10 protein-coding genes and 2 pseudogenes are annotated in these 14719 nt (G+C 65.0%); 4 read left to right on the top strand and 8 right to left on the bottom strand.

The genetic code is table 11. The features are described from left to right. Positions 1–64: 64 nt before the first annotated feature. The 5 genes and pseudogenes from CH281_RS04335 to CH281_RS04310 all read right to left on the bottom strand — a co-directional run bounded on the left by CH281_RS04335 (position 65) and on the right by CH281_RS04310 (position 6067). Positions 65–1330 (bottom strand): MDR family MFS transporter, encoded by a 1266-nt coding sequence (locus CH281_RS04335; RefSeq protein WP_094693087.1) that lies wholly within the window; start codon positions 1328–1330, stop codon positions 65–67. Then, on the bottom strand, positions 1327–3078 hold the full coding sequence (locus tag CH281_RS04330; protein WP_218829770.1) for an ABC transporter permease subunit: 1752 nt from the start codon (positions 3076–3078) through the stop codon (positions 1327–1329). The genes CH281_RS04335 and CH281_RS04330 overlap by 4 nt, the downstream gene beginning before the upstream one ends. A gap of 3 nt (positions 3079–3081) precedes the next feature. Next, complete coding sequence (locus CH281_RS04325) at positions 3082–4566, bottom strand: ABC transporter substrate-binding protein (protein ID WP_228139315.1); 1485 nt, start codon at positions 4564–4566, stop codon at positions 3082–3084. A gap of 17 nt (positions 4567–4583) precedes the next feature. After that, positions 4584–5318 (bottom strand): annotated as a pseudogene (locus CH281_RS04320) (ABC transporter ATP-binding protein). Positions 5319–5341: 23 nt separating this feature from the next. Then, a complete protein-coding gene (locus CH281_RS04310) occupies positions 5342–6067 on the bottom strand; it encodes an ATP-binding cassette domain-containing protein (RefSeq protein ID WP_094693083.1) in 726 nt (241 codons plus the stop codon). Positions 6068–6173: 106 nt separating this feature from the next. Between CH281_RS04310 and CH281_RS04305 the strand changes: the two genes are divergently transcribed. The 4 genes and pseudogenes from CH281_RS04305 to CH281_RS04285 all read left to right on the top strand — a co-directional run bounded on the left by CH281_RS04305 (position 6174) and on the right by CH281_RS04285 (position 10095). Then, complete coding sequence (locus CH281_RS04305) at positions 6174–6683, top strand: TIGR04338 family metallohydrolase (RefSeq protein WP_027495044.1); 510 nt, start codon at positions 6174–6176, stop codon at positions 6681–6683. Between the two features lie 72 nt (positions 6684–6755). Continuing rightward, positions 6756–7520, top strand: a complete 765-nt coding sequence (locus CH281_RS04300) for an LLM class F420-dependent oxidoreductase (protein ID WP_027495043.1) — start codon at positions 6756–6758, stop codon at positions 7518–7520. Between the two features lie 125 nt (positions 7521–7645). Continuing rightward, positions 7646–9361, top strand: a pseudogene (locus tag CH281_RS27120) (ABC transporter substrate-binding protein/permease). 5 nt (positions 9362–9366) lie between these two features. After that, on the top strand, positions 9367–10095 hold the full coding sequence (locus CH281_RS04285; RefSeq protein WP_174557188.1) for an amino acid ABC transporter ATP-binding protein: 729 nt from the start codon (positions 9367–9369) through the stop codon (positions 10093–10095). Positions 10096–10105: 10 nt separating this feature from the next. Here CH281_RS04285 and CH281_RS04280 read toward each other — a convergent pair whose 3' ends face one another. The 3 genes from CH281_RS04280 to CH281_RS04270 are packed head-to-tail and all read right to left on the bottom strand — an operon-like array spanning position 10106 to position 14657. After that, a complete protein-coding gene (locus CH281_RS04280) occupies positions 10106–11752 on the bottom strand; it encodes an ArnT family glycosyltransferase (protein ID WP_094693081.1) in 1647 nt (548 codons plus the stop codon). After that, positions 11749–13254 (bottom strand): glycosyltransferase, encoded by a 1506-nt coding sequence (locus CH281_RS04275; protein WP_094693079.1) that lies wholly within the window; start codon positions 13252–13254, stop codon positions 11749–11751. The genes CH281_RS04280 and CH281_RS04275 overlap by 4 nt, the downstream gene beginning before the upstream one ends. Continuing rightward, positions 13251–14657 carry a hypothetical protein gene (locus tag CH281_RS04270; protein ID WP_143544756.1) on the bottom strand — a complete coding sequence of 469 codons (1407 nt, stop codon included), beginning with the start codon at positions 14655–14657 and terminating at the stop codon, positions 13251–13253. Before CH281_RS04270 ends, CH281_RS04275 begins: the two co-directional genes overlap by 4 nt. Positions 14658–14719: the final 62 nt, after the last annotated feature.

Genomic DNA, 14719 nt, shown 5'->3' with positions numbered 1-14719 from the left:
GGACGGAGGAAAGGGGGCGGGGAAATGCGGGCGGCCGACAGAAGCCGGCGACACCAGAACCAACTCAGTCGAGTCGAGCCAACACGATTCGCAGGCCGATGACACTGGCGATGGGGAACAGGGCAGCGACCAGCCATGGGATTGCTGCTCCCCAGCCGGTGTCGGGTGACGCGTCGATCACCGCTCCGACGGCGATCGAGCCGAGGAGTACCCCGATGCCGCCGAGGGAGGCCATGAATCCGTAGTACGAGCCGAGTCGGCGTTCGGCGGCCATCTTGGGGACGAGGTCGCGCGCCTGCGGCATCGCGATCATCTGCCCCAGTGCCAGCAGCAACACGAACAGGGCGGCCGGAATCAGGCCGACGAGCCCCGTCAGCTCCAGTGGACTGAGGACCGCCACCAGCGCGAAAGAGAATGCCATGACGGCAAATCCGATCGGCAGCGTGATGCGCGGCGAGACCGCGGCGACGCGTCGGGTGATGGGCAACTGCGTCGTGACGACGAGTACCGCGGAGATTGCGAAGAACCAGCCGAGTACCGTCTGGGATCCCCAGGCCCGTTCGACCTCGAGGGGGAGCAGTAGATACAGCTGGTTGTAGGCCACCAACTGCGCGCTCATGGCGACGGCGAACAGCACGAAGGTGCGGTTTCGGATCACGTCGGTCCAGCCCGAGAGCCACGGATCGTCGCGGTGTTCGCCGGGCTCGCGCGGCAGCCATCTGATGTGCGCGGCGATGACGAGGACGAAAATGACTGCGGCCGTGAGACATGCGATTCGGAAGTCGGCCAACAACAGCAGAGATCCGATGAGTGGGCCGGTGAACGATCCGATCTGATTGCACACCGACAACAGCGCGAAGGTCTGAACCCGGGTGGCACCGCCGCTGCGTTCGCTCTTGCCTGCTTCGATGGCGATCGCGGATTCCACTGCGGGAGAGAACAATGCGGCCGCGAACCCGACCAGTACCGTCGCGGCGACGACACCGGCGAGAGAATCGAACGCAGCCAGGCCCAGGAACCCCAGTACCCGCAGGACACAGCCGACGAGGACCACCGGCTTGATGCCCCACCGATCGGCGAGGGTGCCGCCCACGAAGAACAGGCCCTGCTGCGAGAACGTTCGGATACCGAGGACGACGCCGACGAGTGCCGCTCCGAGTCCCAGATCGGAAGTCAGGTGCACCGACAGATACGGCAACACCATGAAAAAGCCGATGTTGAACGTCATCTGGGTGAGAACCAGCAATCGCACCGTGGGCGTGGCGCGCCCGAGGTCGACGAGAAACGACCACCGCCACCGCGTCGGCGACTTGTCGGTCCTCGAACTCATGTAACGCGCCCTCCTGCATCGACTTTCCCGACAACGCTACCGGTCGTTCTCACCCGCCCCGACGTCGCGCTGGCGACGGAGACGGCGAGGACGGCCAGTGCGATCAACGACGCCAGCGGTGCTGCCGCGACCCACGGTGCTCGCTCGACGGCGGCTACCCCGTCGGACAGGATCAGTCCCCAATCCGCGGTCGGCGGTTGCGGACCGAGGCCCAGAAATCCGAGGGCGGCGAGCGCCAGAGCGACACCGGGCAGCCGGATCATGGCGTGCCGAAACACGGCCGGCAGCACACCGGGAACGATGGAGCCGAACAGGATTCGACCGTTGCCGGCACCGAGTGTCGGCAAGATGGAGATGTAGGGCTGTGCTCGCGCCTCGTCGACGAGTGCGGCGGTGTGCGCGGCGAGTGGAGCCCACGTCACGATCAGGACCGCGACAGCCGCCCCGCCGGCGCTCGGACCCCAGATCGCGGCGATGAGGATGCCGGTCACGACGGGCGGTGCGGCATTGGTGACCTCCACGAGCCCTCGGGTCGCTCGGGGGATCAGCCCCAGCAGTACCCCGACGCACAACGCCGCCAGCGTGACTGCCAGCGACAGGCCGATCGATCGCACGGCCCCGTCCGCCACTCGGGCGAGCAGGTCGCGGCCGGACGCGTCGGTTCCGAACGGGAACTCCGACGATGGTCGGGCGAACTTCTCACGTGTGGTGACCTGGCCGTCTCGTGGCAGCCCCACCAGTACCATTACCGCGAGCAGCGATGCGGCTGCAATCGGAACGATCCACCGACGCGGTGACGGGTGGAACACCCCGGCCGGGATCGGCATCGCCTTCTCGTGCAGTGCGCTGCCGAGCAGTAGACGGCGCAACAGTTCCGCCGCGATACCGAGGGCGGCACTGACGGCCAGCAGCAGCAGGATGTCGATCTGTAGGGCGGGCAGGTCCTGCGACTGCGCGTCACCGAGAGTCGAGCGCCCCAATCCCGGTATGGCGAAGACCTTTTCGACGGCCACTGCACCGCCCGTCATGGCCACCATGATCAAACCGACCTGTGACGCGAGTCCGGGGACGGCCCGGCGCAACACAGCGACGGCAATCTGCCGCCGCGAGAACCCGGCCACCGTCCACGTGATCACCCATCCCTCGGTGAAGGTCACGGCTACCGCGTCGGCGAGGAGACGACCGATCAAGCCACCCGCTGGAAGGCCCAGTGCCAGTGCGGGTAACACCGCATATTCCGGCCCGTTCCACCCGTACGCCGGAAACGACAACCACACCGCCCCGACGACCACCAGTACCGAGGCGAGCAGGAACTCGGGCAGGGACGTCAGGGCAGCGGCGACGCTTCCGCCGGTACGCTTCGGCGTGCCGCGCAGCCCGGCCCGCATGCTCGGCAGGACGACGAGAGCGGCCGTCACGAGCGCGACGACCATCGCGAAACCCATCAGGGTCAGCGAGACGGACAGTGCCTCGAGCGCCCCGGGCAGTACGGGTTTGCCGGTGTTCCAGGATGTTCCGGGATTGCCCGACGCGAGGCCGGTGAGCCAGTTCCAGAATGTCCGTAGCGGCCCGGCGTCGAGACCGAGGTCGTTGCGGATGGCCGCGAGGGCCTCGGGCGTCGCTTCTTGCTCGGCGGAGCGTGCCCGCAGAATGCTCAGTGCGGGGTCTCGGTCGGACAACCACGGCAGCATCCCGACGAGCAGTACGACGCCCGCTACCGAGAGCAGCCGTGAGGCAGTCGTTCTCACTGCCTACTCGAAGGCGGTCTGGTTGGTGATCAAGGTGCGCTCGCGTGGATCGCGAGCCACGCCGGTCACGCCCTCGGATTCTCCCTGGATGACGCGTTCGTGCAGCAGCGGTACCGCAGCGTCTTTTTCGAGGATCAGTTTTTCGGCGTCGAGGATCGCGGTGCGGCGAGCGTCGCCGGGATCGGTGGCTGCGGCGTCGGCGAGCGCGGTGTCGACCTGCGGATCGCAGAACTGCGAGATGTTGAACGATCCCTCGCAGGCGAAGTCGGAGTACATGTACGCCGCCGGGTCTCCGGAGTCGAGCACGGTGGCGCGGGAGAGGATGAACGCATCGAATGCACCGGCGAGAGCATCGGTTTCGATGAACTGATACTCGCGCACGACCTGTTCGACGACGAAGCCCTTGGCTTCGAGCTCCTGCTGCAGCAGCACCGCGACCTCCGGGAGTTCGGCTCGGTCGGTGAAGGTGGCGAGGGTGATCTTCTTGCCCGCGGCGTCGCCGGCCGCGGTCTGCGTACGCGACGGCCGGTCGGCTGCCCACGGCAGAGCGGGGCCGAGCAGTCCCTTCGCGACGTCGGCGCGGCCCTCGTACACCTGATCGACCAGACGGTCGCGGTCGATCGATTCGCGTGCGGCTGCGCGCATGGCCGGGTCTGCGAAGACGCCGGACTCGGTGTTCAGGTACAGGGTGTTGGTGCGCGGCATCGGCACCTCGTGCACGAGTGCCTGATCGACGTTGGCGGCCTGAGACACCGGAATCGCCTCCACCACATCGGCTGTGCCGTTGCGTAGCGCTGCGGCGCGGGCCGTGCCGTCGGGTACGAAGTCGACGTCGATGCCGGAGACCTTCGCCGGCTCTCCCCAGTAGTTCTCGTTGCGGTCGAGAGTTGCTGTCGACGTGCCGTTCACGGCCTTCAGCACGAAGGGCCCGGTGCCGGTTCCGATGGGGTTGCTGCTGCCCGTCGAGTACGCGTCGGGTGCCAGGATGGCCAGCTGTGGGCTCGACAGTCGTTGCGGTACCAGTGGATCGACGTCGGCAGTGGTCACGGCGACGCTGTCGGCGTCGGTGGCGGTCACCGTCATCTCGACGCCGTCGAGGATGCGCGGCTTGGGGGCCGACTGTGTGGCCGCGGTGAGCGCGGTGACGACCGCCGCTGCGTCGAGCGGGGCACCGTTGTGGAACGTCACGTCCGGCCGGATGTCGAAGTTCCAGGTCCGATCGTCCACGCGGTTCCAGGCGGTGGCCAGACCCGGCTCGGCCTCACCGAGATCGTCGAGAACGATCAACGTCTCGGCGGTGGACCAGCGCGACAGCTTGAAGGCGTCGTCACTGAACTGGGACAACCCCGAACGAGGTGGCTGCAGCATTGCCACGCGCACGCGGTTCTCGCCGTCGTCGGAGGAGGCAGAACTGGACGAAAAACACCCGGTGAGCGTCAATGTGCCCACTGCTGCGAGCGCGCCGATGCGAAACATGTTGCTGGTCAATGTAGCTCCTGATTGTGTTACGTGAGCCGAGGAACGGCGTCGATCAGATCTCGGGTGTGCTCGTGCTGGGGCCGAGTGAGAACGCTGCGGACAGAACCGGATTCGACGATGCGACCCTCCTGCATCACCGACACGTCGCTGCAGAGTCTGGCCACGGCCGACAGGTCGTGGCTGACGATCAGCAGCGCACCCGGTAGGCCGGCAAGTACATCGAGCACCTGCTCTCGGAGGTCGGGATCGAGCCCACTGACCGGCTCGTCCGCCAACAGATAGTGCGGCGCGCAGGCCACGGCTCGGGCGATGGCGACTCGTTGTTTCTGTCCGCCGGACAGCTCGGCCGAACGGCGAGCCAAGAAGTGCGCATCGAGTCCGACGGCAGACAATGCGCCGGTGGCCGTGGCTCGGTGATCACCCTCGATACCGAGTAGGCGTAGCGGAGTAGCGACGAGGTCGAGGACGCTGCGGCGCGGGTCGAGACTGGTCGCCGGATCCTGCGGAATGTACTGCACACGGCGGCGGAACCACCGCAGCGATCCGGCCGATCAGGGTCGGACGGCTCGCCCGTCGAGCGAGATCCTTCCGCCGCTCGGGGCATCGACGGCCAGCAGCAAGCGCAGCAATGTCGTTTTACCGGAACCGGATTCACCGACGACGGCAATCCGCCCGGTCGGCGGCACCGCGAACGTGACGGCATCCAAGGCGGTGTGCGACGTGCCGTGCCGGTCGTACTGCCGCGTGAGTGCCGTACCCACCAAACCGGCAGACTCGTCCAGGCTCACGACGCAACCAGCTGCCGGAACGGATCGGCCGCCCGAGCCACATCGATCATCTGTCGCGTTCGATCCGAGTAAGGATTCTTGAGTACCGTTGCAGTGGAACCGGATTCGATGATTCTGCCGGAATCGAGAACCAGCAGGTGGTCGCACAACTGCGCGGCGACGGCGATGTCGTGGGTGATCAGTAGCAACGACGGCACCTGCCGCAGAGCGTCGAGAACGCGCGCCTGACTCAGGACGTCCAGTGCCGTCGTCGGTTCGTCGGCGATCACCAGCGAGCTCTCGCACGCCAATGCCATTGCGATGCAGACTCGTTGACGCTGACCACCCGAAAGTTCGAGTGGGTGCGAGGCCAGGACGCGCGCGGTGTCGTGCAGACCCACTCGCGCGAGCAGCGCGGCGGCTTCGGGCGTGCGGAGTTGCCTGCCGACGGTGACCATCGGGTTCAGCGCCGTCGCGGAGTCCTGGAAGACCATCGCCGGGCGTGCGGTGCGCGGCCGCCGCGGGGTCGGAACACCGGCGACATCGTGGCCGTCGACGACGACGCGACCGGAACACGTGATGCCCGGCGGGAGGTATCCGACCAGAGCCGAGGCGATGGAGGACTTGCCCGAACCCGAGGCGCCCAGCAGGCCGACGCGTCGACCCGTGGGTATCTCGAACGAGACGCCGTCGACGATGCGGGTGCGTCCGGCGTCGATGCGGAGATTCTCGACGACGAGCACGACGAACTCCTGAGCCTGGAAGTGGGAATGACTTCGACAATCGTTGTCACTTGAACCATAGGCGAGCGCCGGTACGGAAACAACTCGACCTGCTTAAGCTGGACGAGTGAGCAGACCGAGGGATGCGCAGCGGTCGGCGGTGTACGACGCCGAACAGATGGTGCGGATCATGTTCGATCGAGCCGAGGAGCGCGACAACCGCGTCGTGACGGTGTTGGGCTCACAGATCACGCTGCCGATCGAGCGGAAGTTCGCATCGTTGAAGTCCGTGCAGAGCTATGTCGATGCGGTGCTGGCGCTGGACTGGATCGCGACTACGTGGCCCGACGCCGGTCGGACGGTGACCGTCCGGGCCAGATCCGGATCGGGTGCCGCCCACTACGAACGCGACGCCGCGACCATCGCTGTACCCCTGCATCAGGGCAATCGGGCCTGGGCGCTGCGCGAGCTGGTGGTGCTGCACGAACTGGCTCACCACTTCGGTGACGAGGACGAGCAACAGCACGGCGGAGCGTTCGTCGATCGCTACATCACGTTGGTCGGCGACATCGTCGGCTCCGAGGCCGGGTTCGTCCTCCGAGCGATGATGGCCGAGAGCGGAGTACGAGTCGGCTGATCTCGATCGACGTGCATCGCGCGAAACGAGGTGCATCATGGGTGAGACAGCCCACACGACGAGGAGACGTACATGACCGTCAAGATCGGTGTTCAGCTTCAGCCCCAGCACGCGCCCGACTATCAGCTGATCCGCGACGCGGTGCTGCGGTCCGAAGACGCGGGGGTCGACATCGTCTTCAACTGGGACCACTTCTATCCGCTGTACGGCGACCTCGACGGCGCGCATTACGAGTGCTGGACGATGCTCGGTGCCTGGGCCGAGCAGACGTCGAACGTGGAGATCGGTGCGCTCGTCACCGGAGGTGGCTACCGCAACCCCGACCTGCTGGCAGACATGGCGCGCACCGTCGACCACATCAGCGGCGGCCGGTTGATTCTCGGCATCGGTGCCGGATGGAACGAGAAGGACTACGACAACTTCGGCTACGAATTCGGTACGGCCGGTTCACGTCTGGCGCTGCTCAAGGAGAGCCTCGGCAGGATCCGGCACCGCCTCGACGTCGGTAACCCGGCCCCGACGCGCGACATCCCGATCCTCATCGGCGGCGGCGGTGAGAAGAAGACCCTCAAGCTCGTGGCCGAGTACGCCCACATCTGGCACAGCTTCGCCGACCTCGATGCACTGAAGCGTAAATCCGAGATCCTCGCCGAGCACGGCACCACCGTCGGGCGGGACACCTCGGGTATCACCCGCTCGGTCTCGTGGCCGGGCGCAGACACCGCACAGGACTTCGTCGACGCCGGAGCCACGCTGTTCACCGTCGGTACCGGGGGACCGGATTACGACCTCACGGAACTGGGCGAGGCCATCGCGTGGCGGGACGCACACCGCTAGACGCGATTGAGGTGAGGGAATTTCGGGAACAAGCGGGTTGCTTCATACAACTGCAATGTGATTGTCGTGTGCCTCCATCGGCACGATAGCCTCGTTCGTCCCTCCCGATTGCACCTAGGAGCTTCATCTTGAACACACGTCGTTTACGAGGCCGTGCCATCGCAGCAGTTGCTGCGACGCTCGCACTCACGCTCGGAGCCGTCGCGTGTTCCGACGGAAGCTCGGGTGGCACCGGCGAGAACGCTCTGGCCGGTTCCGACCAGGCCTCGCTCGACAAGTACACGACCGACAGCGTCACCGCGCTCGATCAGATCGACACCGCGAACCTCGGTCTGATCAAGCCGGGGACGTTGTACGTCGGCACCCTGTCCGACGCGCCGCCGAACATCTTCATCGACGACGCAGGCAACTTCACCGGCTTCGACAACGAGCTACTCAAAGCCGTCGCGGCCAAGCTGAACCTCACCGTCGAGTTCTCGGCGACCGAGTTCTCGGGCCTGCTCGCAGCGGTCAACAACAAGGTCTACGACGCCGGTTCCTCGTCCATCTCGACCACGGATGCGCGTCGCCAGACCGTCGGCTTCACCAACGGGTACGACTTCGGTGAGATGGCACTGGTCGCGAAGAACGACTACTCGATCAAGACGATCGCCGAGTTGAACGCCGATCAGCGCATCGCCGTCGTGCAGGGCACCGTGCAGGACGATTACGTCACCAACACCCTCGGCATCGAGCCGGTGCGGTTCCCGGATTACAACACCGCGTACGCGAACGTGAAGTCCGGCCAGGTCGACGCCTGGGTCGCGCCGTCGCAGCAGGCAACCGGTCAGGTCAAGACCGAGGACGGTGTCTCCATTCTGGAGAAGACCATCAACACCACCAACTTCACCGCCTACGCCGTCGCCAAGGACAACCAGCCGTTGATCGACGCCCTGAACGCCGGCCTCGACGCCGTGGTCGACGACGGCACCTGGAGCACGCTCGAGAAGCAGTGGTACCCGGACCGTGAGGTCCCCGCCGACTGGAAGCCGGGCAGCAAGGCGTCCGTTCTGCCGGCGTCGTAAGGGCACTCGTACCTCATGAGCACTCTGTCGAATCTGTACGACACGTTCTTCGATTGGGAACTGATCGGCGAGACCATTCCCAAACTGGTCACGGTCGGATTGCCGAACACCCTCATTCTGGCGGCCTCGTCGGGAGTGATCGGTACCGTGATCGGACTCGGGCTGGCGGTGGCGGGTATCTCCCGCACCCGCTGGCTCCGTTGGCCGGCGCGGGTGTACACGGACATCTTTCGTGGACTACCTGCCGCCGTGGTCATCCTGCTCATCGGCCTCGGGTTCGGCCCGACGCTGACCCAATTCACCGGCAGTAGAAGCCCGTTCCCGTTGGGCATCCTGGCGCTGTCGTTGATGGCAGCGGCCTACTTCGGTGAGATCTTCCGCTCCGGCATCCAGAGCGTCGACTCCGGGCAGCTCGAAGCCTCCCGCGCACTGGGTTTCAGCTACCGACGGTCCATGAACCTGGTGGTCGTGCCGCAGGGCATTCGGCGCGTGCTGCCTGCGATCGTCAACCAGTTCATCTCGTTGATCAAGGACAGCTCGCTGATCTACTTCCTGGGTCTGCTTGCCTCGCAACGAGAATTGTTCCGCGTCGGCCAGGACACCGCCGCCCAAACCGGCAATCTCTCGCCGCTGCTGGCCGCCGGATTGTTCTATCTCATCCTGACCATCCCGCTGACGCACCTGGTCAATTACATCGACCGACGCCTGCGATCCGGTAAGGCCGACACCTCGGGCACCCTCGGTCCCGTCGAAACATCCATCGTGGTGGAGAGGTAGCCGACGTGACTTCAGTTTCTCTGACCGGCAAAGACATTCACCTGTCGTTCGGTACCAACAAGGTTCTGCGTGGGGTGAGCCTGCATGTCGACGCAGGTAAGACCACCACTGTCATCGGGCCTTCGGGCTCGGGTAAGTCCACGCTGTTGCGGGCCCTCAATCGCCTGCACGAGCCCGAGCAGGGAGACATCCTGCTCGACGGCAAGTCGGTGCTGAAGGACAATCCCGACGAACTTCGTCAACGCATCGGCATGGTGTTCCAGCACTTCAACCTGTTCCCGCACAAGACCGTCGCCGACAACATCGCGCTCGGGCCGCAGAAGCTGCTGGGGCTCAACAAGGATGCGGCGCGCGCGGCCGCGATGGAGCAGCTCGAACTGGTGGGCCTGGCCAACAAGGCGGATTCGCGTCCGGGCAATCTCTCCGGCGGCCAGCAGCAGCGCGTCGCCATCGCGCGAGCACTGGCCATGAAGCCCGAGGTGATGTTCTTCGACGAGGCCACCTCTGCACTGGACCCGGAACTGGTCAAAGGAGTGCTGGCATTGATGGCCGACCTCGCCAAGGGCGGCATGACGATGGTCGTGGTGACCCACGAAATGGGCTTCGCTCGGTCGGTGTCGAACAAGGTCCTGTTCATGGATCACGGCAGCGCCGTCGAAACCGGAACGCCGGAGCAGTTGTTCGACGATCCGCACACCGATCGACTGAAGACATTCCTCTCGCAGGTGCTGTAGCAGCGACCGGTCAGCCTGGCACCTGATACAGGCGCCAGTTCGGTTGATCGGCACCATCGTTCGGTACTTCGAGAACGAGTGGATACAGTTCCGCGCCGTTGTCGTAAATGGTGGGGTACCGCCGGTTGATCGCATCGGATACCCCGCGGCCCTCGTTCGGCACGGTCAACAGATATCGCACGCCTCCGGTTGCCGGGTCGTTGAGAATCTTGGTGAAGTCGAGGTCGGACGGAATCACGAACCGGGTCGGGTGCTCCGACGCCGCCACGACGGCAAACCCGTAGACGGTGTCGACCAGGATCGAGCCCTCGGGTAGATCCTGACTGTCGAGATAAGAGGCGAGTCGGCGTTCGGTGGAGAACGAGTCGATGATTCGCCGGGCTGCCACAGCCCGAGGGTCGTCGGCCGAGGGATTTCGGTCGAAGAGCGCCCCGAGTGCGTACTGCTGACTCGACAACGACGGCTGCAACATCGCCCACCCGGTGATCGGAAGACCGAGTGAACAGAGAAGGACGACCCCGGCCGCGGCCACGGAAGGCAGGGCAGGCAAGGCGGGGCGGTTCCTTCGGTACGCTCCCGCGCGTCGGGTGGCCAGGTCTGGACCGGCCGGAAACAGCTGCACCGCAACCACAGCGGCCAGAGGTACGGCGCACACGAAGAATCTCAGGAAGCCGAACGTGGAGCCGGTGATGTAGCTCGCGGCCTGAAATGCGAGCACCCCGCCCAGAAGCACGGGGGCAACCGAGAACTCGAGATCCCGGCGACGTATCGCCAGTACCGTCGCGAGCGGTAGAGACACCGCCAACGTCGGCCCCAAGGCAATCATTGCAGCGAGGGAGAACAGGCCGGTGCTCAGCAAGTCGCCACTGGACCCACCGGACTGCGCCAGAATCGCGGCGTTTCCGTAGCTGGAGGACAGCTGCGCGAGCGCTTCGCCGGTGATCAACCAGCTCGTGGTAATCCAGACCAGGAACGCTGCCGCACCGGGTCCGGCAACGAGTACAGCGTCGAGAATTGCTCTGCGCCGCATCTCTTTCCAATGCACTCGACCCCGGCGGAGTACCGTGACGGCCGCCACGAGCACCGCGGTGAGCGCTATCGGGACGACACCCTCGTAGCGGGTGAGGAAGGCGAGAGCCAGAGCGATGCCGACCAGAACGAGATCGTGCACATCGTCGGTGCCGACCCATCGAATCAATCGCCGCACCGCCCAGCACATACAGAACAGGAACCCGGCCTCGCTCATGCCGTTGGCTCCGTAGAAGACGATCATCGGGTTGACCGCGAACAACACCGTGACCAGTAGGCAGTAACGACCGGGAAGTCCACGATCTAGGCAGATTCCGTGGATCATCACCACTGCACCGGCCATGAACACAGCCGACACGGCAATACCCGAGATGTTCCACCGGGTGATACCCGGCCACCAGGATGCGAAGGCGACAATCGGCAATTGTGCCAGCGCGGTCAACGGCGTGAAGATGAACCCGATGGCAGAGACGTGCGGATCCCGGCTGAGCAACACCGCCTGCGCGGCCGAGGTTCGCGACAGCGCATCCCCCAGCATGTAGCCGAACCGCATGCTCAGAGTCAGTCCCACCGCCAGGTAGCCCGCCAGAGCGGTACCGAACACGACCGCTGGGGTCCGCGACGTCATGGGGTCTGCTCCTCGCCGGGGCCGGTCTCCGGCGCAGGTCCGGACAGGCCGTGAAAAGTCTTCTCCCAGTACGACGGATTACGTACCAACTGCCAACAGCCCTTGATGGACGCCACGCTCATCATCACCCAGTACAGGGGCATCGTGAGGCTCGGAACCAACAGGTAGGCGTTGTCGCTCTCCCTGCTTGCGATCAAGTACATGTAGACCGTGGCGATGTTGCCCACCACCAGAGACAACAACGAGAAGTAGTAGATGTACGGCGGAAAGAGTTGCGCAATCAGCGTCGGCTGGCCGAGAATCCACGCTGCCGTGGTGAACCAGAAAACCATGTTGATGCACGCGGTGATGGGCGTTCCCGCGAGTAGCAGGGTGAATCTGTAGGTGCCCACCGGACCCAGCACGCGAACGGTCGCGAGCGGCCTGCGCATGTGCACCAACCAGGTCTGCAAATAGCCTTTGTACCAACGGGACCGCTGGCGTACCCAGTTGATCGGATCGCTGTTCGCCTCTTCGAGGGTGGTCGAGTCCAGAACCGCCGTGGAGTAGCCCGAGGCCGCGATTCGGACACCGAGGTCGGCATCCTCGGTGACGTTGAACCCGTCCCACGCGCCGACCTCGTCGATGACATCGCGCCGAAGATGATTGGAGGTTCCGCCGAGGGGGATCGGCGACGTGCTGGCCATCAGACCCGGTAGCAGGTAACCGAACCACAGTGCATAGTCCGCGGTGAACCACCCGGTCAGCAGATTCTGAGAACCGTTGTGGAACGCCAACTTCGCCTGAACACAGGCCACGGTGTCGGGCAGCCGCTCGAAAGCAGCCACGACACGACGCAGCTGCAATTGCTCGGGCAGATCCTCGGCATCGAAAATCGTCACGATCGACCCGGTCGCGAAATGCAGGCCGTAGTTGCAGGCTTTCGGCTTGGTGCGGGGATCGCCGGCAGGCACCAGCACGACGTCGACGAGATCGCTGACGCCGCTGCGCGCAGCGGCCTCGATGGTGACGTCGTCGTCCTCTTCGAGCAGCAACAGGACCTGCAGCTTCTCGGCTGGATAGTCCAGACCCGTCATCGCCGCAATGAGGTCACCCACCACCTCGGGCTCGTCGTACGCCGGAACCAGAATCGTGTACAGCGGCAACCGATCGTCGGGAATCGCGCGAGCCTGCTCGTCGGTCACGGTGACGATTGCGGCAGCGTCGAGACCCCGAGAGAACAGCAGGAGGCGGTCGATCATTGCCAGGAGATATCCGATGGTGCAGAGAACCGTGACCGCGAGCAGGGTCCCGATCGGGGCGAGTACCACACAGGCGACGAGGAGAACCGCAGCCACGATCGCCGTGTACTTCTGCCATGGCACGAAAGCAATCGCAGCCGAAGCCAACGGATTTCGGACGGCGAGCCCGTTGATGGCATCGTCGAGCGCCGCCGCTTTGAACTCTGCCGTTTCGGTGCCGACGCGGGGCGGCGACGGCCGCGAACTCCGAGGATCGTTCATTTGGCCGAACCGTCCCCGGAGCGCCACTGCTGGCGAAGCAACCCGGTCCCGAAGGTGGTCAGCAGTTCAAGATCCTTGTACTCCGGATCGTCGTCGACGGACACCGCATTCCCACGCAGAAACGTCCCGATTGCAGTTCCGAGATTCGACGCCATCGACGGCGTCGGTTGTGGGAACTCGGCATCGGCATCGTGGTTGTCGACGCTGATGATGGTCACGCGCTGCGTCACATCGCCTCGTTCCCAATCGAATACGAGCTTCGTCCAGGTGAGCAACAGAGCGTCACTGACGGAGGTGTACAAGGAGCCCGTCACTCCGCGACCGAGATCGATGCGCAGCGGATGGCTCGTACGGGTGTTGGAGAGCCGATAGAGCGTGCTCTCCGGGTACACAGCAAGACTGGCCCGATTCGCAGTGGACAACACGTCGACCACCACCGTCCGTGGCCGCCCACGAACATCCCATGCGGGATTTCCGACGTCTGCTCGCATGGTTTGTCGAACCAACGACGACGATTGCCCGAAAAATGCCCGCACCCAGTCGAATTCCTGCAGGTCCGTTCGGGTGAAGCCAACGGGTGGCATGAGTGGCTCGGATACCGGTCCCGGTGGTCCCGCAACCGTCGACAACTCCATTCGACCGGGCAGAGGAACGAAGAAAAGAACTACCGCAGCAACGATCGCAACGGCCTTCGAGCTCGGCGACCACTTCGCCGTGAGCGACCCGACCCGGCGCGGCTGCCGGGCGTCGAACCGACCGCGACGGGCTACGACATAGAAGGCACCTCCCGTGACCGCGGCTGCGCCGACGGTCGGGACGAGCTGCAACCAGACGATGTCGACCTGCGGCCACATGGCCAACATGACTGCGGCGACGACGAATCCGGTCGACACCGTGCATCCGAAGCCCAGCCAACCCCGACGTGCGGTTCGGCCGACGGCAATGGCACCTGCGATGCCGGCCAGCAGCACCATCACCGCCGCATACGCAAACCTGCTGCCACCGAATCCGATGGCGACCAACCGGTAGCCCAGCGGACTCAACGCCAACAGCAACAGCCACACAGACCAGAATCGTCCGACCGGCCGCAGCCCGAACATCAGAATCGCCCCGCCGAAGAAGAAGGCAAGTGCCGCCAAGACATCCAGGTGGGCGAGTTCGTACTGGTCTGCGTACCGGGGTAGCCACAGCGCCTTGATCGCGATGGAAACCAGCAACGCGATGCCGCCGACTATGTTGTCGGTCTGGCGGTCGTGGATGGGCAATTCGTCGGCTCGTCGCCGCGCCACCCCCTGAGCCGCAACCACTGCGAGCAGCGGCAGCACGAAAACATATGCGGTGATGGCACCGTCGGCTGCCTCCTGGGCAAGCCGCACCCAGGTGGAGAAGAAAGCCACCACCACGCAGCCGACCAGAACGGACCACCGAAATACCAGAACGGCGATTGGGCCGCGAGACAACCTGA

The organism is Rhodococcus sp. 06-221-2 (assembly GCF_002258365.1).
GTDB classification, from domain to species: Bacteria; Actinomycetota; Actinomycetes; order Mycobacteriales; family Mycobacteriaceae; genus Rhodococcoides; species Rhodococcoides fascians.
The sequence above is the reverse complement of the archived record's forward strand: the minus strand, read 5'-3'. Positions and strand labels throughout refer to the sequence as shown.